18 protein-coding genes are annotated in these 22,659 nt (G+C 60.9%); 9 read left to right on the top strand and 9 right to left on the bottom strand.

Going from position 1 to position 22,659, the window contains the following annotated elements:
• Position 1: 1 nt before the first annotated feature.
• Positions 2-2,422, top strand: coding sequence for a hypothetical protein (locus tag Q1A00_RS04365; protein WP_299755439.1), 2,421 nt, complete (start codon positions 2-4; stop codon positions 2,420-2,422).
• 98 nt (positions 2,423-2,520) lie between these two features.
• On the opposite strand, the gene Q1A00_RS04360 is transcribed toward Q1A00_RS04365, so the two are convergent.
• Entirely contained in the window at positions 2,521-5,670 is a 3,150-nt protein-coding gene (locus Q1A00_RS04360) for a S8 family serine peptidase (protein ID WP_299755436.1), read from the bottom strand.
• Positions 5,671-6,317: 647 nt separating this feature from the next.
• On the opposite strand from Q1A00_RS04360, the gene Q1A00_RS04355 reads away from it, so the two are divergent.
• From Q1A00_RS04355 to Q1A00_RS04345, 3 genes are all read left to right on the top strand, one after another.
• Complete coding sequence (locus tag Q1A00_RS04355; protein ID WP_298482624.1) at positions 6,318-7,034, top strand: hypothetical protein; 717 nt, start codon at positions 6,318-6,320, stop codon at positions 7,032-7,034.
• A gap of 89 nt (positions 7,035-7,123) precedes the next feature.
• Entirely contained in the window at positions 7,124-7,537 is a 414-nt protein-coding gene (locus tag Q1A00_RS04350; protein WP_298402235.1) for a hypothetical protein, read from the top strand.
• A gap of 334 nt (positions 7,538-7,871) precedes the next feature.
• Entirely contained in the window at positions 7,872-8,534 is a 663-nt protein-coding gene (locus tag Q1A00_RS04345) for an SOS response-associated peptidase (RefSeq protein ID WP_366144845.1), read from the top strand.
• A gap of 224 nt (positions 8,535-8,758) precedes the next feature.
• On the opposite strand, the gene murA is transcribed toward Q1A00_RS04345, so the two are convergent.
• Both murA and Q1A00_RS04335 read right to left on the bottom strand, forming a co-directional pair.
• Positions 8,759-10,051: a UDP-N-acetylglucosamine 1-carboxyvinyltransferase gene (gene murA / locus Q1A00_RS04340; protein ID WP_298402232.1), complete on the bottom strand. Its 1,293-nt coding sequence runs from the start codon at positions 10,049-10,051 to the stop codon at positions 8,759-8,761.
• Positions 10,052-10,169: 118 nt separating this feature from the next.
• Positions 10,170-11,231: a hypothetical protein gene (locus Q1A00_RS04335; RefSeq protein WP_298402230.1), complete on the bottom strand. Its 1,062-nt coding sequence runs from the start codon at positions 11,229-11,231 to the stop codon at positions 10,170-10,172.
• Between the two features lie 136 nt (positions 11,232-11,367).
• Here Q1A00_RS04335 and Q1A00_RS04330 point away from each other — a divergent pair, with 136 nt between their 5' ends.
• From Q1A00_RS04330 to Q1A00_RS04320, 3 genes are read left to right on the top strand one after another with little or no spacing between them, the layout of a single operon-like run.
• Positions 11,368-11,718: an STAS domain-containing protein gene (locus Q1A00_RS04330; protein ID WP_298402228.1), complete on the top strand. Its 351-nt coding sequence runs from the start codon at positions 11,368-11,370 to the stop codon at positions 11,716-11,718.
• Between the two features lie 46 nt (positions 11,719-11,764).
• Positions 11,765-12,514 (top strand): anti-sigma factor antagonist, encoded by a 750-nt coding sequence (locus tag Q1A00_RS04325; protein ID WP_299755427.1) that lies wholly within the window; start codon positions 11,765-11,767, stop codon positions 12,512-12,514.
• Complete coding sequence (locus Q1A00_RS04320) at positions 12,515-15,505, top strand: SpoIIE family protein phosphatase (RefSeq protein ID WP_299755424.1); 2,991 nt, start codon at positions 12,515-12,517, stop codon at positions 15,503-15,505.
• Here the strand turns inward: Q1A00_RS04320 and Q1A00_RS04315 are convergent.
• From Q1A00_RS04315 to Q1A00_RS04300, 4 genes are all read right to left on the bottom strand, one after another.
• Entirely contained in the window at positions 15,489-16,316 is an 828-nt protein-coding gene (locus Q1A00_RS04315) for an alpha/beta fold hydrolase (protein ID WP_298402223.1), read from the bottom strand. The two genes, Q1A00_RS04320 and Q1A00_RS04315, sit on opposite strands and share 17 nt — an antisense overlap.
• Positions 16,309-17,091 (bottom strand): helix-hairpin-helix domain-containing protein, encoded by a 783-nt coding sequence (locus Q1A00_RS04310; protein WP_298402222.1) that lies wholly within the window; start codon positions 17,089-17,091, stop codon positions 16,309-16,311. Before Q1A00_RS04310 ends, Q1A00_RS04315 begins: the two co-directional genes overlap by 8 nt.
• A 125-nt stretch (positions 17,092-17,216) precedes the next feature.
• Positions 17,217-18,077: a deoxyribonuclease IV gene (locus Q1A00_RS04305; protein WP_298402220.1), complete on the bottom strand. Its 861-nt coding sequence runs from the start codon at positions 18,075-18,077 to the stop codon at positions 17,217-17,219.
• A 158-nt stretch (positions 18,078-18,235) separates the two neighbouring features.
• Positions 18,236-18,433, bottom strand: coding sequence for a DUF2256 domain-containing protein (locus Q1A00_RS04300; RefSeq protein WP_298402218.1), 198 nt, complete (start codon positions 18,431-18,433; stop codon positions 18,236-18,238).
• Between the two features lie 138 nt (positions 18,434-18,571).
• Between Q1A00_RS04300 and Q1A00_RS04295 the strand changes: the two genes are divergently transcribed.
• Both Q1A00_RS04295 and Q1A00_RS04290 read left to right on the top strand, forming a co-directional pair.
• A complete protein-coding gene (locus Q1A00_RS04295) occupies positions 18,572-19,207 on the top strand; it encodes a ComF family protein (protein ID WP_298402216.1) in 636 nt (211 codons plus the stop codon).
• 126 nt (positions 19,208-19,333) lie between these two features.
• On the top strand, positions 19,334-21,028 hold the full coding sequence (locus Q1A00_RS04290) for a methylmalonyl-CoA mutase family protein (protein WP_298402214.1): 1,695 nt from the start codon (positions 19,334-19,336) through the stop codon (positions 21,026-21,028).
• A gap of 72 nt (positions 21,029-21,100) precedes the next feature.
• Here the strand turns inward: Q1A00_RS04290 and Q1A00_RS04285 are convergent, their stop codons facing one another.
• Both Q1A00_RS04285 and Q1A00_RS04280 read right to left on the bottom strand, forming a co-directional pair.
• Positions 21,101-21,841, bottom strand: a complete 741-nt coding sequence (locus tag Q1A00_RS04285) for a heme exporter protein CcmB (RefSeq protein ID WP_298402212.1) — start codon at positions 21,839-21,841, stop codon at positions 21,101-21,103.
• Between the two features lie 9 nt (positions 21,842-21,850).
• The gene (locus Q1A00_RS04280) at positions 21,851-22,498 is read right to left on the bottom strand and encodes an ABC transporter ATP-binding protein (RefSeq protein WP_298402210.1); all 648 of its coding nucleotides are present in this window, start codon (positions 22,496-22,498) and stop codon (positions 21,851-21,853) included.
• Between the last annotated feature and the right edge of the window lie 161 nt (positions 22,499-22,659).

The following is a 22,659-nucleotide window of genomic DNA, read 5'->3' as shown; positions in this document are numbered from 1 at the left end:
CATGAGACGTTCTGTATTTCGTTGGTTGCATTGGGTGACGATCGGCGCGCTGGCTGGTTTGCTGGCGCTCTACCTTTGGTATGCTGCTGAGCACGTTCGGTTGTTGCTCGCGTTCCCTTTCCCGCTCGATTACGGCGAAGGTCCGTTGTTGGCGCAGGTGAGCCGCTTGGCCGGCGGTGAACCGATCTGGCATTTGTATGCCGATCCAGCGCAGGAACCATTTTTGATTGTCAATTATCCGCCGCTGTACGTGTTGCTCAGTGCCGGTATGTCATCGCTCACCGGCGTGCCGTTGACGGCGGGGAGGCTGGTGGCGTTGTTTGGCGCGCTGGCAAGTATGGCAGCGTTGGCGGCGCTGATCGGGCGGCGCGGAGCATGGTTGGCGTTGCTCTGGCTTGCCATTCCGGTCGTGCGCGAGTGGATGCCGCTGATGCGGGTTGATCTGGTGGGGGTAGCGCTGGGGTTATGGGCGGTGTGGGTGGCCGGCCACCAGCGGCTGCCGCCGATCTGGCGCGGCGCACTGGCCGGTGTCTTGGCGGTTGGCTGTCTCTTGACTAAGCCATCGCTGATCGCGGGGCCGCTGGCTGCCGGCGTCTACCTGCTCGCCGGATGGATCTGGCTCCATTCCCACCCCGAATCGCATGCCCGCCACGCCTTGCAGTCTTTTCTCATTACTGGAGCTCTGGTTGGCGGCGGGATCGTGGCCGGCTTGGTATGGGCGACGGCGGGACGGTTTTTGTTGCACGTAGTGGCGGCTAACGCCAATCGCTGGGAGTTGGCGCTGGCGACTGATTTTTGGCGGCAGCAAGTGGCCTTACGCTGGCCGTTGCTGCTCACGGCCTTGATCGGCGTGGCGGTGGCGTGGCACGCTGGGCAACGCGCAACCCTGATCCCGGCTCTCACCTATCTGCTAGCCGGCACGCTCGGCGCGATCGGTGTGGGCAAGGTCGGCGCGTATGCCAACTATTTTTTTGAATGGTACGCCGGGTTGATTTGGTTGACTGGGATAGGATGGCGTGCGCTGGCCGGTGATCCCCGACTGCGCCGGACTGGCGAGGCGGCGTTGGTCGGGTTGGGTGTGCTGCTGATCGCAAGCCTGCTCTACTACCCGCCACTGTGGGATGCCAACCGGTTACGCCCGGCTGGATTGATTGAACCAAGCCCGCCGCGCTTTGTGCTAGGGCAGTATGGGGTATGGGCTGATGCGCAGCGTGAAGCGGCAGTGCTAGCAGCGTTGACCCGTACCGATGCCGCGTTGGCCGATGAAGCTCGGGCTGCTGGCAATATCATCTTCACCGATTTGCCCGGTCTCGCCAGCGGTGCCGGTGTTACCGCCCGCATGCCGGTGTTCGAGTTTCGCCAGTTGCTCGATCAAGGCTTGGCCGACCAGACTGCCATTCTGTACGAGCTGGCCAACGGTGAGTTGCCGCTGCTCTTGCTCGATTACCTTGGTAACTGGCTGACCCCAGAGATGATCGCGATCATTCGCCACCGCTATGCTCAAGACGGATCACTCGGCGTGATCGACCGCTACCGTCCGGTTGCCACCGGGCCGGCCCAGCCGCCATTGCAACCGGTGGTGGCAGGCGGGGTGCAACTGGCCAGCGTGCAACTAGCCCCGCCGCTCGGCGCAGCCTACGAACCCGGCCAACTAGTGACGCTCTGCTTGCAGTGGCAGCGGATTGCGCCACATCCAGCCGACGGGTTGATCGTCGTGGTGCGAGTGCTCGTTGCCGGCGACCGCGTTGCCGCGCACAGCGAGTTGCCCTTGCTCTACGGGGCACTGCCGCCGGCGCGCTGGCCAACCACCGCTGCCATCGAGCACATGCAGCCGATCGCGTTGCCGCTCGAACTGCTGCCCGGCGCCTATCAACTTGCGGTCGGGTTGCGCGATCAAGCAGGAAATGACCTAATTGCGCCGCAGCCAGTGGCTACGCTGGCCGTTGAAGCGCAAGGCGGCGCCTTCTTCACCGAAACCGGCTACTTCGTGCCGGCACGCTTTATGCAGGCATGGGCCGAACTCGGCGCAGTCGAACGGGCCGGCTGGCCGCTCACGCCGGCGGTGCCGTTTGGGTGGGGATGGTTGCAATGCTTCGAGCGGGTATGTCTCGAATGGCGCGATGGCATGGTGCAACAGCGTGCCTTGGGCAGAGAACTCTACCTCGCCGAAACGATACGACATGCGCAGTGTAGTGATGGGACGCCGGCTGATCGCCTCTGCCCCGGCTACGCCGTGCCGGAAGAGCTGCTGGCCAACCTTGGCCAACCGCTCAGCGGCGATATGCAACGGAACGGCTGGATTGTGCAATGGACGGAGTACGCCCGGCTGGAGCGCAGTGCCGATGGCGTGACCTTTGGCCTTGGTCGACTCGGCGACGAGACATTGCGCTTGCCGCCGGGGGTGCGTTATCGTTGGCCGTGAAGGGTGAACACTTATTGTCATTGATTCAGAGGTGCTCTGATGCAACAAACAACCACGGCACGCATGTGCCGTGGTTGTTGCCATCGTTTCGTTACCGATTACCGAACAATAATCGCGCTGGCTTCGCGACCACCCGGCGCGAAGGAGTACTGCAACAGGATGCCGGAGTCGGTTACATCAGCCGGGGCGTTGAAGCGGTAGACGGTGGTGTTGAGCGTACCGTTGGCCGGCACCACCCCGCTGCCTATGTCGATGTCGAAGCGCGGCGCGCCGAGCACCGTGCTCATGCCCTCAATTTTGCTCAGCTCAAGGCCAGTGAAGTAGTTGTCGTAGGTGTAAGCAGCGACGTTGATCTGCTGGCCGAGCGCCGTGACACCGATTTGGCTACCGCACAACGTGACCACGGTGTTGGTGCTGTTGGTGGCGTGGTTGGTGAAGAAGAAGGCACTGTAAGGGCCACTGAGCGGGCCAACAAAGAAGGCGTTGCGGCCATCACTGGCAAAGCTTCCCACTTCCGCCGTGTAGCCAACGTAGTCTGGTGTACCGTCGCGGTTGGTGTCGAACAGCAGGTCAATCTCCACCGGATAGTTGGAGTGGGTGATGGTCTGGTGGGTAGTAATGGCAAACTGGATGACGGGGCTATTCCCCGGGCAGACACCGGGGATGTCGAAGGCGCGCACGCCGACGTAGCGCAGATCCATCGGCGGCATCTGCACGCCAGCGCCTAGCGAGGCAGTGACGGTATCATTGCTACCGATTAAGGTGAATGGCTCAACCGATACCGGGTTAGCGCCGGTATTCGTTAGGGTGGCAGCAACCGGAGTGGTATGGACGCGGACGGAAGCCGGGGCGCGGACATTCCCTGAAGCACGCGGCAGCACGTGCCACGGCATGGTCAAGTCGTTGGCCGTGCCGGGGGCATCGAGCACCAGATAGCCATCGTACTCGACAGCGGTCAGCGCTGCGCCATTGCCGCCATTGCTGCCCGAATTCAGCGTCCACGCCGGTAGTTTGGTTGGGTCAATGTTCAGCGTGAGGGTGAAGGTGCGGCGGCTGCGCGGCGGCACCGTAATGGTGCTCACCGAGGTACTCGGCGTCACCGCGCCGCTAGCTGCATCGTTAGCGAAGCGGAAGGTTGGCGTGATGGTGTAGGTAAGTGGCGTGTTGCCGTAGTTGCGCACCACGATCGTGCGGCGGAGCCTAGTCGGGTTGCGGGTGGCTTCGACCAAGCCAAACGAGATCGTCGCAGTGCCATTCCCTAGCTCCCATGCGCTAGCTTGGGCTGCAATCGCCCGATCCACGCGCACCTCGCCACCGCCGATGCGGGTGATCGGCGCTAGCGCTGGGCCAACAAAGGCTGGTGGGCCGTTGAAGATGTTCGTCTCGGCCGTGTTAATCAGCCGTGCCTTCAACTCCCATGGCGAGAGGCTCCAGTCAACCGCATTGTAGAGCAGTGCCGCTGCACCAGAGACCATTGGAGCTGCGCCTGAGGTACCGCCAAATGGCTCAACACCAGTGCCGCTGCCGGCCACGGCCGAAATCGATGCGCCGGGAGCGCCGATTTCCGGCTTGATGATCTGGGCATACATGATTTGGTTACCGTAGGTCATCTGCTGGCCGGCGGTTGGCCCGCGGGATGACGTGCCGACGACGCTGCCAGCGTTGCTGGCCGGGTTAGCGAAATCAATCGTAACTGGGTTGTCCACCCGGGCCTTCAACGCATTGCCGGCGGCCTGCGTAATCGACAGCACCGGCACGGTGGGGTTGCCGCCGCCGAAGCCGAAGGTAGGCGGCACTACGCCGGCAACGTTGTTAGCCACGATCACTGCGGCGGCGCCAGCGGCGGCGCCGTTCGTGCCTTTGATGCTGATCGCGCAAGTGCCACGGTCAACCAGCAGAATTTGACCGGTTAGTGAACCGGGCGGGTAGGGTGTACAACCAAGGTTATTGCCCGGCGCCGAGAAGTAGACCAAGGTGCCGCTGACCGCCGTGTTCGGGATCGGCGCCCACGGCTGGGCGACGCCGAAGACGGTGGTGCTAAGCACAGTAATCGGATACGACGCATCGCTCGGTACTGCCGTTTGCGCCACCGAGAGGGCCGTGCGCGCGCCAGCCGGCGTGCCAGTGATATAGGGCCGGTCGGCGCTGTTGCCGGCTGAAGCCACCACCAAAATGCCGAGTGGCTCTAGGTTGTCAACCGCAATTGCCGCGTCGTCGTCATAGTTCTGACCATACGATACACCCAGCGACATATTCACGATGTGCATGCGGTCATCGGTGACACCATCACCGTTCGGGTCAGCCACCCAATCCAACCCTTGCAGAATGGCGACGCCGCTGCACGACGGCGACACCGCCGAGCAGACTTTCACCGCAAACAGATCGACTTCTGGCGCTACTCCCTGCTCGCCACCGATGATGTCAGCGACGTGAGTGCCGTGACCACCGGCGCAGGTGCCACTGCTCAGGCCAACCACACCGCAGTCAATCGGATCGGGATCGGGCATGAGCGGGCCATTCGGCCACACCTCGCCGACAAAGTCGTAGCCGCCCTTTACCCGATCGGTCGGGAACAAACCATCAAGCGTTGTGTTCCGCGAATCGGATGGACTCGTGCCATAGGCGGCCTGATACGCTTCGAGGGTACCGGGGCCGCCAAAGGCAGCATGGGTGTAATCGATGCCGCTATCGAGTACGGCTACGCGCACATCTTTGCCGCGGTAGCCGGCAGCTTGTACCGCTGGATTCGCGCCAATGTAGGGTACCGTCTCCATCGGTGGTTGGGTATCACGCTCGTAGTTCACGACCGGATTGATCCGCACCACTTCGACATCGCGAGCCAAGGCCGGCAGCGTCGCGCCATCGACCTCGACAACCACTGCATTGAGTGCCACCCGCAGCCGGGCCAGCTCGGTCAGCGTCGGATCAATTGCGCGCAAACGGGCCAGCACGCGCTCGTGTTGCTGGTTAATGCGATTGAGTTGGGCGGCCTGCGCAGCGCCCTGCGGCACGCGCGCGGTAGGATTTTCACTGAGACGAATGACAACCTCTTGGCGTCCGGTGGCGTTAATGAGGCTGGGAGAGAGCGGGATGGGTGAGCGATCAATGGTAAGCGGTTCTTCTAGCCGAAATGCATCAAGATTAGGGATTGGGCGGGGCGGCTGCGCCGCTGATGGCGCAATCAGCGCAATCGTCAACGCTACGCTGATGGCGATTGCAAAGAGATGGCGTTTGGTCATGAGTTTCATAAACTCCTCAGCTCCTAAACAGAACAACATCGCGACCGAAAAGGGGTTTGTGCGGCCATTTCGTCATTGAAATCGCTACAAACGCATCCCTCCTTTCTCAACCGCTGCACTGGCAAGTGACACGAGTGCTGCTAGTCAGATATGCAGCAAGGCGCTGACAACAATCCTTTCGCTAGTGCGCTTGGTCTATAGCCGCAGTGGATCAAGGATGTCACTCAGCGTCTGGACGCTTAATCTCGTGTAACCGTACAGTGTTCAAAAAGGCAACTGGCTTAATCCGGGTGGGGCGCAGGCGGAGCTGAGGCAGGAATGGCGCATACCAACCAGCAAGAGCACACATTGCTCGCGGCCAAACTCAGCAACGACGATGCTGGCTTGATGGGCTGAGGTAGATTAGGTCATTGGCAAAGAAAAGATTAAGCCCACTAAACATATCTGTCAAGCGGAATTGCGTGGCAACCTGTTTACAAATCGTTCATTTATCGGCGGCCTAAATGACAGCTTTTTCATCTCGCTAATTGTACCGGCCAGTAATGATGTGACCGGCGAACGACAAACCACTGGCTGCAAACCAATTGCCTGCGCCGGTTATGGTTCAAGCTTTGTGCTATACTGCTACCAGCATGATTTCGTTGCGGAGGTTCCCCGTGTCTGGTATCGATACCTTGTCAGTCGTCATCTATGCGAACGATGGCGCCCGGCTCGAACAGGCGGTATCGGCTGTCACTGTGGCGGCAGCGCGCTACAGCACTGATCACGAGATGATAATCGCCGCCGGGCCCGCTGCGGCAGCGGTTGCTGCGCGTATTGCTGCGGCTCGCCCGCCAGTGCATGCTACCTATCACGTTCAGCCGCGCCGCCCGTCGTACCTGCTCCGCGATGCGTGCGGGTTGATCAGCGGTGATCTCGTGCTCGCGATCGACGCTGCGGCGCCGCCGTCAGCTTTGGCGATTGAACGGTTACTAGCTGCATACAATGGTCAGGATGTGTTGGTAGGCCGGCGCACACCGGCGCCGGCCCATCCGCTCTACCGAGCGCATACCGCGTTGTTGCGCCGGGTGTTGGCCAGTGATCAGGATGATCCCCTATTACCGCTGGCCCTCTTCCGCGCCGATTTGGCCGATCTCTTGCCGGGTGATGGCGAGCCGGCGCCGCCGCTGGCGCACCTCTACGCCGTGGCGCGCCGCCGGAACTATGTGACCGGCCAGATTGCGCTGCCGGCCCAGAGCATTCCTGTCCGCCCGTCAGGTGTTGCTGAGGTGGCGGCGCTGGTAGCCCAAGGCCCGGCTCGTGGCGCCCGGCCTGCCCTTGGTGCACTGGCGGTGGTTGCTAGTCTCTGGCTGTTGTTGCGCCGGCGACGGTAAGGTTGTTACGGGCCGGGGCAACGTTTTCATGGAGATCTTCGTCGTATCGCTGATGTCTGCCGGTAATCACGTAATTAAGGAGGAAGACGATGAGTCAGCCCGACCAGAAACCCGATCAGACCCCTGATTTGGGCGCCGAGTTGCGCGAATTGGGCCAGCAGATCGAGGCAGCGCTCCGTACCGCGCTTGAAAGTGAACGCGCTCGCCAGTTGCAGCAGGAATTGCTCAGTGGTCTGCGTACGATCGGTGAACAGGTGCAGGTGGCAGTTAAGGCAATCGCCGATAATCCTCGTGTGCAAGAGTTGGCTGAACGTGGCCAGCAGACGTTGCACCAGTTCCAGCAGTCGCAAGCGGCGCACGATCTCCAACAAACCTTGGTGCAGGGGATCGCCCAACTCAACGATCAGTTGGCTGAGTTTATCAAACGGATGCAGTCGCCTGCTGGCGGTGAACCGGCGACCGGCGAGACGACCCGCCTCGATCCAGACAAAGATGATTTCTAAGGCGGTTGTGATGAGTTGGTGCTCGCGATCATCGCACCTCTCTGGCCCGCGCTTCAACGGCGTTCAGAACCTGTGCGGGTGGTTATGATAGAGACTATCCCTGCCCCTTCCCCGTAATGTGGGCGAGAAAAGCGGTGCGTTAAGGGTTAGGACACGGTGGTAGCGGCTGTGCTGCAAGCGCGCTGTCAATTCTTAAACCTCCGCAGGGAACGGGGCCGGTGGTTAAAGGCCACCGATGCCGGTGCTTCCCGCTAGTATCCGGTGGCGCTTCTGTTGCTTCGCGTCTGCTTTGCTTGCGGCGGTGAAGCATCTCTACGAATCATCACTCAATGCCATGTGTGGTCGTTATACCTTAGCTGTTTCACCTGCTCAGCTCGCTGCCCGGTTTGGCGTAGCGCCGCTCGAACTCCAGCCACGCTATAATATTGCGCCTACCCAGCCGGCTCCGGTCGTGCGCGCAAGCAATGGCACGCGCGAATTGGCGTTGCTGCGCTGGGGTTTGATCCCGTCGTGGGCGAACGATGCCGCTATCGGCGCGCGCCTGATCAATGCCCGCAGCGAGACGGTGCTCGAAAAGCCGGCCTTCCGCACTGCGTTTCGCCGCCAGCGTTGCCTTGTTCCAGCTTCCGGCTTTTACGAATGGCAGCCCACTGTTGCCGGCAAGCAGCCGTTTTATTTCACGCCGGTTGATGGCGATCTGATGGCCTTCGCCGGTCTATGGGAGCAGTGGCGCGCGCCTAATGGCGCAATCGTCGAAAGCTATACCATTCTGACAACTGCTGCCAACGAGATCGTTGCCCCGATCCACGATCGGATGCCGGTGATCCTGCCGCCAGATCTCGATGCGCTGTGGCTTGACCCTACTGCCGACGCGGCCCGTCTCCACCATCTTTGCCTTGCCCCGCCGCCAGTAGCGTTGCGCGTCTATCCGGTGAGCAAGGCGGTCAATCAGGTGCGCAACGATGGCGAGGGCTTGATTCAGCCATACACCCCGTAGGTTCAAGAGTAGACAGAACGTATGAGCGTTGATGACTTTGCGATCAGCCGTTTCGCCCTCACTCCTAGCCCCGCTCCCGCGCCAATGGGAGCGGGGCTAGGAGCTAAGCTTTGAAGCATTGTATAGCGATCAACGGTTATACTCGATCAAATGTTCGCTCTGATCTTCAAACCCCGTAGGATGATCGTATCGCAATCCCGCTAGGGGTGGGGCCGCCGCCACTATCATCCCCCCCGCACCCGTTCGATGCGGGCGCCGAGTGCGGCGAGCCGCTCGTCGATCCGTTCGTAGCCGCGGTCGATTTGGCCGATGTTGTAGATCACGCTGCGCCCTTTGGCGCATAGCGCCGCCGTGACCAGCGCCATGCCGGCGCGAATGTCGGGGCTTGGCAGGCCATCGGGTTCACCGTAGAGTTGTGATGGCCCGACGACTACTGCCCGATGCGGGTCGCAGAGTACAATGCGTGCTCCCATGCCGATCAGTCGGTCAACAAAGAACAGCCGGCTCTCGAACATCTTCTCGTGGATGAGCACGGTGCCGCGGGCTTGGGTGGCGATCACAATCGCCGTGCTGATCAGATCAGGGTTAAAACCGGGCCACGGTGCCGAGTCGATCTTGGGGATAGCGCCGTGCAGATCGTGACGCACCACCAGTTCTTGATCCGGCGGCACAATGATGTCGTCACCCTCCTCATACCACGTCACTCCAAGCCGTCCAAACATAATCTTGGTCATACGATGCTCGCGTGGGCGCGCGCCGACAATTCGCAGTTCGCTACGTGTGACTGCCGCCAAGCCAATCAGTGAACCAACTTCCATAAAATCGGGGCCGATAGTGTAGTCAGTGCCATGCAGCCGGCTCACACCCTCGATTTCGAGCAAGTTGGTGCCGATACCGCTGATCCGCGCCCCCATGCGGTTGAGCAAGTGGCACAAATCTTGCACATGCGGCTCCGAGGCGGCATTGCCGATCGTGGTATGGCCTTCGGCCGTCACCGCCGCGATAATCGCCTGTTCAGTACCGGTGACGCTCATTTCGTCGAGGAAAATATCAGCGCCGCGCAATCCGTCAGTGGTAAGAATATAGCTGGCCGGGGTGACTTCAATTTGTACTCCCAAGGCTTGCAACGCCAGCAGATGGGTATCGAGCCGTCGCCGTCCAATCGCGTCGCCACCGGGTCGCGGCAGGGTGACATACCCGCGCCGGGTGAGCAGCGGGCCGGCCAAGAGCGGCGAGGTGCGGATGCGGCGCGCCAAAGCGGTATCGGGTTCAACCGGCGCTAATCGCGCGGCGTGCAGACGCACTACATTCGGTTCTAGCCGCTCAATCTGCACGCCGAGGTGAGATAAGAGCGCCAGCTTGGTACGTACATCGCCAATGTCGGGAATATTGCGCAGCGTGACAGGTTCATCGGTCAAGAGGCTGGCAGCGAGTAAGGGCAGGGCTGCATTCTTGTTGCCGGCGGGCCGGATCGAACCCGATAACCGGTGGCCGCCTTCGATGACGAAATGATCCATAGTGTTCTTTCCTCGCGGGTTGAGTCAGATGATCCCTCATCAATAAAACGGCCCAGTGGGCCGTTTCTTCAGGCATTCCTCTGTGGCAGCTAGGGTTCCGCACGGTATCCTGAGGGAACTATGGGCGAGTGCGCCGGAATTTCGCTTGCACACCTTGCCAAAACCGTTGCCAACGGCTCATCTGTTGGGCACTCCTAGCCTGCGCGGCTGCGATCAGCTCGGCGGCTCGCGCGCGGCCTAAGGCTAACGCTTCGCGTCCTAGCTCCTGCAGGCGCGCTTGATCAACGATCTCGCCTTCGGCAAACCAACGCCATGCCGCCATACCGGTGGTATACGTGCCGGCATAGGCAATCGCCACCTTGGGCGCCACCCCCCAGATCGGAATCAATCCTACCAGTGCACGGGCCAGTTGCCGCCAGATAAACGCACCGCCAATGACCGGCAACACTTCGCGCAAGCGTTCGCGGATGTCAGGTGGCGCACCGTAAGCGAGGCTGAGGCGATAAACCAGAATCGCTTGATTTTTAGTCAGCACCAGAATATCAGCGGCGGCAAAGGGGACATTAAAGATCGGGATTTGCGACGGCAGTGCAGTGGCTAACACATACGTCGCATTGGTAAATGAGACGCTGTTGATCAGTTGGCGAGCCACCGCAGCGCGCAGACCGGGCAATCGGCGCGCCGCCGCCAGATGCAACTCGCCGGGCAGCCGGTCAAGCACCGCTTCAGCCAATTGTGCATTGACATCAGGCGCATCAGGATCGGGCACGACCAACAGTCGGGCATGGGCCACCCGCGGGTGGAGCGGTCCGGCATCGGCGGGCAAGGCCGTCCCCCACACCACCACCACGGTGGGCAAAGCCAGCGCCGCCAACCGGTCGATGGTTGCTAATTCACGTGCCGAGAGGCGCGTGTTTCGGTCAAGCCCAAGCACAATTAGATCGACGCCGCGCAGTTCGTCGGGAATAATTGTCGTCAGGCTAGCGAGCTGAATCGGTGACGGCCCGGTCACGCCATACCGCTGCGGGCCGCTTTCGAGCCGGGTAGCGATCGTTTGGCAGACCCGCGGCGATCCTACGCAAACGATCGCCAGCGGGCGTTCGGCTTCGGCGCGGATGGCGGCGACATCAATTTCGCGCAAGGTATTGAAGGCAACGCTGAGATCGTTCCATTGTGCCATATCCGCTCCTCGATGGGCGCTCGCAACGTCATTATAGCATGGGCGGCAGCACATTCTGTTCAACCGGCAACAGTGTGTTATAATACCGTGCAGTCATGCGTAACGCGCCACCAGCGCCTGTAAGAGGAGGGACGGGATGGAACTGAATCACCGCCGGCTCAACCGGGTTGATCTCATTGAGGTCGTCGGGCGCGTTGACGCTGCCACAGCGCCGCAACTCAAGCAATTGATTGAGTCGATCTTTGCCGACGGTCGTTATCGCATTGTGTTGGATCTCAGCCGGCTCGAGTATATCAGCAGCCCCGGTTTGCGGGTGTTGATCGAAGCGCGCAAGAAGGCGCGCGAGTGGAAGCTAACCGATCTTGAGGGTGGCGATGTGCGGATCGCCAATCTGCCGCCCCGGATTAAAGAGGTGTTCGATCTCACCGGCTTTAGCTCATTGTTCGAGATCTATGGCGATACCGTCGAAGCCGTCGGATCATTCTAACCCCACCACTACGCCGGGCGCGCCAGTGTCCGGCTCTGCGATCGCCATGGATAGTATCACCCTTACCGCCGATCTCGATGCGCTTGCCAAGATTAGTGCGTTTATCACCGCCGCTGCCGAACGTTGCGGTCTCGATGAGCGGGCGACGTGGCAGGTGCAACTTGCCGTTGATGAAGCCGTGACCAACGTCATCCAGCATGCCTACGACCCTGACCAACCCGGCGATTTAACCTTAAGCTGGCAGTGCCGCGATCATCGTTTTATCATTACCGTGCGCGATCATGGTCGTCAGTTCGATCCGGCGGCAGTGCCGGAGCCCGATATTACCTCGCCGCTAGAAGAACGGCAGGTCGGTGGTTTGGGGATCTATCTCATCACTCGCCTAATGGATGAAGTTCGGTTTGAGTTTTCGCCTCAAGGCGGCAATCTGTTAACAATGGTCAAATATTTGCCGCACGATCAGCCTGATCTGCCTGATGAAGTGGTGGTCATCCCCATTGCTGATCGAATTGATGCGCTCACTGCGCCACGTTTGGTGAAGTTGGCCAACGAGCAGATTGCTAAAGGCGCACGCCAGATGGTGCTTGATCTAAGCAATGTCCCGTTCTTGTCGAGCAGTGGCTTGCGCGCGCTTCTCCTTATCCGCAAAGAGTTGATGACTCTCGGCGGCGAGTTGCGGCTGGCGTCGCTGCAACCGCAGGTGCAAGAGGTGTTTGCGGTCACTGGTTTTACGCAGGTGTTTAATATCCATCCGTCGGTGTCGGAAGCTCGGGCAGCGTTTTCGCAGAGGCGTTGAGTGGCGCGTGAACACCTGCTGACGTGGTATGGTCTGCTCGTCGGTGTGGTGGCGTTGGGCTGGTTGCTCATGCTTCCGGTCGCACCCGTCGCGCCGGCGCTGGTTGCGCTGTTTGCCATCATCGCCTTTGCAGTTGATCTGCTCGCCTTTCGCATTCCTCCCGCCGATGTCCATAGCCTTGCCCCACTGGTGATTGTCAGCGCCGGTTTGGCGTTGGGGCCAGTGGCCGGTGCGTGGCTGGCTGCCATCGAGGGTGTCCTTTCCGGAGTGGTGATCCTCTTGTTGACCAATCGCCCGCGCACGTTGTTTTGGTTGCTGGGCCGGCCCGTCTTGCGCGGTGGTCTGCGCGCGCTTGGCTTGCTGGCGGGCGCTTGGTTGGCCGCGCTGTTCAGCGGCCAACCGTTCACCAATCTACCCGCCGAGACGTTATTTGGCTGGACATTAATCACGTTTCCGGTAGTGACGCAGTCCGGGCGGGTGTTGCGCGAACTGTTGCAGGGTGGGCGCAGTGGCTTGGCGACGTGGTGGCGTTCGGCGTGGCGTGCTATTCTCGGTGCTGAGCTGGCGCCATTGCCGCTGGCATGGCTTGGCGCGGCGATTGCTCATGATCTCGGTTTGCTGCATCTGGCGCTGGCCGGCTTGGCCCTGATCGCATCGGCGGCTATTTTACGCCGCTCATCACTCAATCTCCAACGCCAACGCCGGTCGGTGCGCGAATTAGCCCGGCTCAACGAGGTAAGCCGGGCGATTATCCGCAGCGAACTCGATGTTGATGCCCTCTGCGAGTTGATCTACCGCGAGGCGAGCCGGATTGTCGATACCTCGTCATTTCATCTCGGCCTGTTCAACGGTCATCACTATACCCTGATGGTGCGAGTGCAGGATCGGGTGCGGTTGCCGCGCTTGACGGTCGATCTGTCGGAAAATAGTGGTCTGATTGGCTGGATCCGTGAGACTGGCAGAGCGATTCTGGTCGAGGATTTTACCCGCGAGATGGATCGACTGCCGGCCCGCCCCCGTTATCAGAGCGAGCGTCCGCCTCGCTCTGGGATTTACGTGCCGTTGATCGCTGGCGAAACGGTGATCGGTTCGATTTCGGTGCAGAGTTATGAGCCAGCCGCTTTTGATGCCAACGATTTGCGTTTGATTTCCCTGATCGCCGATCAAGCGGCGGTGGCGATTGCCCGCGCTCGCGCCTTCCACGAAGCGCGCCAGCGTGCCAACCAGTTGCAGGCGATTCGCGAGGTGAGCCAGCAGATTACCGCGATCCTCAATCTCGACTTGTTGTTACCCTCGATTGTGCGGCTTATTCGCGAGCGGTTTGGCTACCATCCAGTCCATATCTTTACCGTTTCGCCCGATGATGGCCGGATCTATTTCCGCGCTTCGACCGCTGATGGCGCCGATCTCGAACGGTTGCGCGCGCTCTCACTGCGAGTTGGGCAGGGGCTGGTCGGTGAGGCGGTGCAGCGCGGTGAGCCGCTGTTGGCCGGCGATGTGCTCAGCGATCGGCGCGTGATCCGCGATACGCTGCAAACCCGCTCCGAGCTGGCGGTGCCGTTACGCGTCGGCGCAACCGTGATCGGCGTGCTTGATGTGCAGAGTGATGAGCCGGATGACTTCGATGAAGACGATCTGTTTGTGATGCGCACGCTGGCGGATCAGATCGCGATTGCGATCGAGAGTGCCAATGCCTATACGGCCCAGCAGGAAGAGGCATGGACGCTCAATGCACTGTTACAGATCGCCGAAAACATTGGTCGAGCGACAACGCTGCCCGATCTGTTGGCGACGGTGGTGCGGTTGCCGCCGTTGTTGTTGGGTTGCCCGCGCTGCTACGTTGCACTGTGGGATCGCGAACAGGGTGATTTTGTGGTGCGCGCTGTCTATGGGTTGCCGGTGGCTGCCCGCGCGGCGCTCATTGACACACCGGCGCAGTCGCCCTTTCTGTGGCGTTTACGCGAACGTGCTACCGAAGCTGATCAACCGCGCCCTGAAATGCTCTGGCAAGCGCACGATAACCTTGATCAGTGGCCGGGCTTACTTGCGGTCGCGCAGAGCGGGTCGTTGGTCGGGTTACCGATTAGCGCGCGCAATGCATTACTAGGGGTGTTGGTACTCGATTACAATGACCCGTTTATCTCGCTGAGCGCCCGCCAGCAGAATTTATGCATCGGCGCAGCGGCCCAAATTGCCGGCGCGTTGGAAAGCTTGCTGCTCGCCGCCGAAGCTGCCGAAGCGGCCCGGCTCGAACAAGAGCTGCGCGTGGCCCGCGAGATTCAGCAATCGTTGTTGCCTACCCGTTTACCGGTAGCGCAGGGGTGGCAGATCGACGCGGCGTGGCAATCGGCCCGCTTGGTCGGCGGCGATTTCTACGATTTCTGGCCTCTGCCCGTTGGTGCCGATCCGCCGCGCGAATTGGGCTTTGTGATCGCCGATGTCAGCGATAAAGGTGTTCCTGCGGCTATGTTTATGACTATGGCCCGTTCGTTGGTGCGCGCTGCCGCCCTCGATGGATCGCCGCCGGCCCGCGCTATGGAACGGGCTAATCGCTGGCTCTACCGTGACTCCGAGTCGGGGATGTTTGTCACCCTCTTCTATGCCCGGCTTGATCTGGCCAGTGGTCGTCTGTGCTATACCTGCGCTGGCCATAATCCGCCGCTGGTTTATCGATCGGCGACCGGCGCAATCGAAGAGCTGCGCACTCCCGGAATCGCCCTCGGCGTGCTGGCTGAAGTGACCTTGCACGAAGCTGAAACCGCGCTCGCGCCGGGTGATGTGTTAGTCTGCTATACCGATGGCGTGACTGAAACGGTAAACGAGGTGCTGGTGCCGTTTGATGTGGAGGGGTTGCGTGCCGTTATCAAGACCTATGCCGCTGCGCCGGCAGGTGCGATCGTGCAAGCGATTTTGGCCGCGATTGCCCGCCATAGCCACGGTCAGCCGCCGTTCGATGACATCACCCTCATCGTTATCAAACGCGCCCCATAGCGACGGAGCGCCGCTCTGTTGCTGCGGGACGGCCCAAAAATCGCTCAATCCGCCGAAAGATTGCCTCGCGGTATGGCCCCTCCAACAGCAATTGATGGCCGGTTGCCGGCCAGTAGACGAGTTCGCAACGGGCACTGCCGATCCGAGCGGCAATCATCGCTGCGCTCGCCGGATCAGCAGTTGTGTCGCTCTGGCCGTGCATCAGCAGCGCCGGCGTTCGCACGCGTGGCAATACTTGTCCGGCGGCGGCTAGCGCCAAGCGTAGCTCATCAGCAGCAGCGACCGATACCTTCACCGATCGGCGCAACATTTGTTGGATGGCCGGGTCATCGAGGTCGAGACCGGGCTGGCGCCGCCAGATCGATGCTCGCAGATCGGGGCTGGTGAAATCGGCTTGGGCCAGTAAGTAGAACCATGGCGTCACGTAGCGGGCAATGCCTAACACATTGACCCGCCAATCACCCCCCAGCCGGTAGGGAGTCGCCAACATCACCAGCCGATGCACCGGTCGCTCGGCGGCAAGCAGGGCGGCAAGCGCACCACCGAGTGAAAATCCGATCACCGAGACGGTGGTGTAGCTGGTTGACAGGCGATCAAACGCATACTTGGCTGCGGTCAGCCAGTCAGACCAGCGCACCGGCATCAGGTCTTCGGGTTGGCCGGTGTGGCCGGGCAGGCGCATACCGAACACTGTGTAACCGGCGCCGGCGAGATGCTCGGCAAGGCTACGCATCTCACCGGGATCGCCGACGAAGCCGTGAATCAGGAGGCAGGCGTGCTCGCCGCGCCGCAACAGGTACGGTTCAATCATGCGATACGTAGACCAGTTTGCGGAAGGTATTGATATTGCGTTCGCCAATGCCGGCGATCGCCATAAGTTCATCAACGCTCTTAAATGGGCCGTGCGCTTCGCGGTAGGCAATGATCCGGTCGGCCAGTACCGACCCAATGCCGGGCAGCGCGATCAACGCCTCGCGGTCGGCGCGATTGATATCGATCGGCTCGATGCCGGTTGTCTCGGTGGTTGCCAGCGCAGCAGCAACCGACTCTTCCTCGTGGCTCGGCTCTGGCGCGGTGGCGACCGGTGTTTCGGGTGTAGCCGGCGCCGGCTCTGGGGCAGTCACCGCCGGAGTCGTCACGTCTTGAGTGATGGCAAGCGTGGCGTCCGTTGCCGCGACTGGTTCGGATGATGCTGCCTCAACCGGCTGGGGTGCGACCGTCTCACTTGCACCATTACGTGCAGTAGCCGTGAGTTCAACGGCTGCGGGACTGCGTCGCTCTGGCGGCGCTCCCCGATGGACGCGGGTAGCAACCGGGCGTGGCGCACTAGGCGTATCGCCGCTCGCAGGTGCGCTGGCCGGCGCAGTTTTGGGCGGCGCTCCCCGATGCACACGGGTAGCAACTGGGCGTGGCCCTGCACTAGGCGCCGGAGACGCGGCTGATGGGGGCATTACCGGCGCAGGCGGCGGGCTCGCTGGAGGGGTAAGCGGTAACGTGATTACCGTCTCGCTGCTGCTCTGCATCCGTCGCCAAATGAGGTACCCGATCCCGACAAGGAGAACGACCAACAGCAACTTACGCCACATAGCAGTCTGCCCCCCGTTTCGTATGCGCGGATCCAATCATTCTGTGTCGCAATGCTTGCGTGTGAGCTAGTGAAGTGCTCATTATGACAGGGCGCAAATAGCTTTCTTTAGAGTTGTGTCTATGACTATGCTGTGCTGATCTGTACGAGCGACCGCAGCAGGGCGAGATTCATCCGATCTTCGGCCATATCTTCGCCCTTGGGCGTCTCAATGATCATCGGTAGACCAGCGAAGCGTCGGTCGTTTACCAGCATACGAAAGGCTTCGACGCCGATGCAGCCTTGGCCGATATGCGCATGGCGATCGACTCGGCTGCCCACGTCCTTCTGCGAGTCGTTAAGATGAAAACACTTGACCCGTTCCAACCCAACCAGCCGGTCAAGTTCAGCAAAGGTGGCTTGATAGCTCGCTTCGTCGCGAATGTCGTACCCAGCGGCGAAGATGTGGCAGGTATCAACGCATACCCCTAACCGGTCGTGGTAAGGGATCAACTCAAACAGGCGGGCCAAATGCTCGAAGCGATAGCCGAGCGCCGTGCCCTGCCCGGCGGTCGTCTCAAGCAAGATCATCGTTGTGCCGCCGATCCCTTCCGTCAACAGACGATTAATCGCATCGGCGACGCGGGCCAAGCCGGCCTCTTCGCCAATCCCGGTATGCGCGCCGGGGTGGGTGACGAGGTAAGGGATGTTGAGCTGCGCGCAGCGTTCCAACTCGTCGGCAAAAGCGGCGATCGACTTTTCGCGCAGTTCGTCGGCGGGGGCGGCGAGGTTGATGAGGTACGAGTCATGAACGACGACCGGGTGAATGCCGGTGCGCTCCTGTTCAGCCCGAAATGCTGCCGCTTCTTCCGCTGGGATGGGTTTGGCTGTCCACTGCCGTTCGTTTTTGGCGAAGATTTGCATCGCTTCCAACCCCACTGATTCCCCGCGAGCAAATGATTTCGAGACGCCACCCGAAATAGACATGTGTGCGCCGAATCGCGGCATGGGTATCATCCTCATACATTTCCGCCGGCGAGTACCGGATATTGCAATTATATCACGGCTTGCCGGCAGTGTTTTTGCCTACCGTAGGAACCATTGTGGACACTGGTTTCGGCATGTTTATTTGGCATACCGCAGCGCCTGCGGAGGTCGCGGGGACTTTACCCTCTGCGGTGTATAAGGTTGCGTCGCCCGCTCTGCCGGCAGCGATCCGAGCAGTAGCGCACCTCTTCCCAGCAGCGCGCCCACTTTTTGCGCCATTCAAACGGTCTCCCGCACGCGGCGCAGATCTTGGCCGGCAGTTGGCCTTTGCGTTTGGGAGTGTTGGCTGTCGCGTTGGTGAGTTTGGCGCGGGCCATAGCGAATCCTTTGCCGATCTGTAACGGTTTCATATATAGAGCATGTATAGTGCGGGCCGTCCAGCGCTGCGCACTGTGAGCACGTGTATATGTGTGCCTCTGTTCATCGTCGTACAGATTTATCGCGGTGTCAACCCTATGCTTGAACGAATCCTCAACTGGCTCTTTCCCGACCGTTGCGCTGGTTGCCGGCGGCTGACCGGTGACCTCTTCTGCGCGGTATGCCGGGCGCAGTTACGGCCCTATCCGCCCTTCCCGCCGCCAGTCGGCCTTGACGCGGCGTGGGTGGCGTTTCGCTATGAGGGCGGCTTAGTTTCAGCTATTCACCAGCTCAAGTACGGTCGTCGCCGGCGGGTTGCGCACGTGCTCGGTGATCTGCTGGCCGCTGTCGCCGGCCCGCTCGCTGCCGATGCCCTGATTGCGGTGCCGCTGCACTCCGATCGGCTGCGCGAACGCGGCTTTAATCAGGCCGCCGAGCTGGCTGCGCGCTTGCAACGGCCCGGCAACCCGCCGCTGATCGACGGCTTAGTTCGGGTGCGCGCAACCAACCGGCAGGCCCGGCTCGCCGCCCATGACCGCACAGCTAATGTCAACGGCGCGTTTGTCTGGGTTGGCCACGCGCCGCCGCCGCCCCGTCTCATCCTAATCGATGATGTGCTGACCACTGGCGCGACCCTCGCCGCCGGCGCTGCCGCCTTGCGCGCCGCCGGCGCGCAATCGGTGACGGCGCTTGCCCTCGCCCGCTCGGTGATTGCCAAAACCGGTGTACAATAGAGGTGTCCGCGCATAATCTGCTGTCGTTTGCGAGCTGGCCTCGCCGGGCCGGCTCGATCAGGTGTACAATAGGTATTGTTGTGCATCTAGTTGCGGCTATCCACCATTCGTCTGTCAGGAGGGACGATGATGTCTGACATCGAGCAGCTTTCTGCCGCCCACCAACAATGGGAACAGCACTGTCTCTGGCCGGCCCTCAAGCGCGCCCCTGAACGCACTGGCCCGTTCATGACCACCAGCAGCGCGCCGATCGAACGGCTTTACACCCCGCTCGATCTGGCCCGCAATGGTATGACACCCACCGAACATTTTCTGCGCAACGTCAGCTACCCCGGCCAGTATCCCTTCACCCGCGGTATTCATCCCACCGGCTACCGCGGCAAATTGTGGACGATGCGCATGTTTGCTGGGTTTGGCAGTGCCGAAGAGACCAATGCCCGCTTTAAGTTTTTGCTCGAACAAGGCCAGACTGGGTTGTCGATCGCGTTTGATATGCCCACCCTGTACGGGCGCGATACCGATCACCCGCTGGTCGAGGGTGAGTTCGGTAAGTGTGGCGTGGCGGTCTCGTCGCTGGCCGATATGGAGATTCTGCTCGATGGGTTGCCGCTCGATCAGGTAAGCACCTCAATGACGATCAATTCGCCGGCGGCGATGATTTGGGCGATGTATCTGGTGGTGGCCGAGAAGCGCGGCATTCCGTGGACGCAGTTGCGCGGCACAATCCAGAACGACATCCTCAAAGAGTATATTGCCCAGAACGAGTATATCTTCCCGCCTGAGCCGAGCATGCGCTTGGTGGTCGATACCATTGAGTTCGCTTCGCGCCACGTGCCACAGTGGAACCCGATCAGCGTTAGCGGCTACCACATCCGTGAAGCTGGCAGCACCGCCGTGCAAGAGCTGGCCTTTACCTTGGCCGATGGCTTTGCTTACGTCGAAGCAGCTCTTGAGCGCGGCCTAGACATTGATGAGTTTGCGCCACGGATCAGCTTCTTCTTTAACGCCCACAACGACTTCTTCGAGGAGATTGCCAAATACCGGGCGGCGCGCCGGATTTGGGCGCGGGCGATGCGCGAACGGTACGGCGCAAAGAACGAGCGCTCGTGGTGGCTGCGCTTCCATACTCAAACTGCCGGTTGTTCGCTCACTGCGCAGCAACCCGAAATCAACATAGTCCGCACCGCGATTCAAGCGCTGGCTGCGGTGCTCGGCGGCACGCAGAGCTTGCACACCAATTCAATGGACGAGGCGCTGGCGTTGCCGTCGGAAAAGGCGGTCACGATAGCGCTGCGCACGCAGCAGATTATTGCTTACGAGAGCGGTGTAGCCAACACCGTCGATCCACTGGGCGGCAGCTATTTCGTCGAGGCGTTGACTGACCGTATGGAGCGCGAGGCGCAGGCGATCTTCGACGCGATCAATGCCCAAGGCGGGGTGATTGCCGCCATCCGCAACGGCTACTTCCACCGCGAGATTGCCGATGCCGCCTACCGGTATCAGCAAGAGATCGACCACGGCGAGCGGATTATCGTTGGCGTCAACGCTTTCCAAGATGACGAGCCGTTGGAGATTCCGATCTTGCAGATGGATCCCGAAGGCGAAAAGCGGCATCTCGAACGGCTTAACCGCGTCCGTCGTGAGCGCGATCAAGAGTTGGTCGCTCGTCGGTTGGCCGAACTCCGCGCCGCCGCGCAGGGCAACGAGAACATGATGCCAGCCATTCTCAATTGCGTGCGAGCATATTGCACTCTCGGCGAGATGTGCGATGTGCTGCGTGAGGTATTCGGCGTCTACCAGCAAGATACTGTGATTGTGTAAGCCAGTGATGGCCGAGCGGTCTGTGGAGAGCGTGCAGCAAGATAACTGTTGCACGCTCTGTTTCTCCTCACCTTATGAGTCCCAGACAAACGGAAACAACATCAACGATGCAGTGAACGTCACTACTACATACGCTAGCAAAAAGCGGATCGGCCCAACCACCACATCAACCGCCACATTTTCAAGCGCCTGCGCCGTACCTTGAATGGCAATAATCAGCGGCGCTACCAGCAACGGGAAGGCCAGCACGGCAAAGAGTGCGCCTTTGAAGCTGGCGCGGGCAATGATTGCGGCAATAATCGTGGTGGCTGAAGTGAGGGCCAACCCGCCGGCGGCCAGCATCACACTAAACGCGAGTGGGCTGCCGACCTTCACCCGTAGCAAGACGATAAAGAGCAGGGTAGTGATGGCGCTCAGCACCATCACCAGCGTCAGGTTGAACCAAAACTTGCCCAGAAACACCGCCGTGGGTGAAGCCGATAAGCGTAAGGCTGCCATCGTCCGCGCCTCTTCTTCGTAGACAAAGCTGCGCGAGAGGCCGTTGAGTGCAGCGAACAGCAACGCAATCCACAGCAGCGCCGATTGAATCAGCAGCGCCTCTTCAGTGCGTCGCATGCCAAGGAAGCCAACGCCAAGGCTGACCGCAGTGGCGGCGCTGACCGCAAAGAGCAGCAGGGTGTTGATGGCGTAGCGCGTGCGTAGTTCGCAGGCGATGTCTTTACGGAAGATCGCCCACGCGGCGCGGAGCGTCGCGCTGATCCCGCTCGGCGGCGGCGCAGGGATGTCGGTAAGAGTGGTTTCTTGTTCGATCACGGTTATGTCTCAATCGGGGTGCCGTATGCCTCGCTCGCCCTGACTACCCCCTAGTCGTAGGATGAGATCAGCGTAGCGCAGCTCGCGCGGGTCGTTGGTCGCGATTACCGTGAGGCCATGCCGACGTTGATCGGCGATGATCTGATCAACCACCGCCGCCCCCTGCTCATCGAGCGTCACCGTCGGCTCGTCAAGCAAGAGCACCGGCGGGCGGTGGAGCAGGGCAAAGGCATAGCGTAGGCGTTGCGCCATCCCTGACGAATACGCCGCCAACCGGTCATCGCCGCGTTTGCCCAAGCCAACCCGTGTGAGCAGCTCGTACAGCGCAGCGTCAGAAATGGCCAATCCGCGCACGCGGGCAAAAAAGCGCAGATTCTCGATCCCGCTCAATTCACGGTAGAGCGCCAAATCAGGTGCGACCCACCCGATCAAATGGCGCGCGTCACGCGGATCGAACCGGGTGCCGCCGGCTTCGTAGTAGGCTACACCAGACGTTGGCGCCTGCAAACCGGCCAATATCCGTAACACGGTGCTTTTGCCGCTGCCGTTGGGTCCGCTAACCACCAACACCTCGCCCCGGTGAAGGGTAAAGCTAATATCGCGCACAATCGTGCGCGCGCCATACCCTGCGCTGAGTTGCGAAACATGAAGCTGCATACAGTGTCCGGTCGTGTTGCGTGGCTGCTCGGCCCGCGCCGTATGCAGATTATACCAATTCTTGGCCGGTTGCTGTGTGTAAGGTGGGGGGGATGCATACCACACTGTCATTGCGAGCCGCGCTATGTGCGGGGCATAGCACTGTGTGTCATTGCAAGCTG

The organism is uncultured Chloroflexus sp. (assembly GCF_938091255.1).
Lineage (GTDB): Bacteria > Chloroflexota > Chloroflexia > Chloroflexales > Chloroflexaceae > Chloroflexus.
The sequence above is the reverse complement of the archived record's forward strand: the minus strand, read 5'-3'. Positions and strand labels throughout refer to the sequence as shown.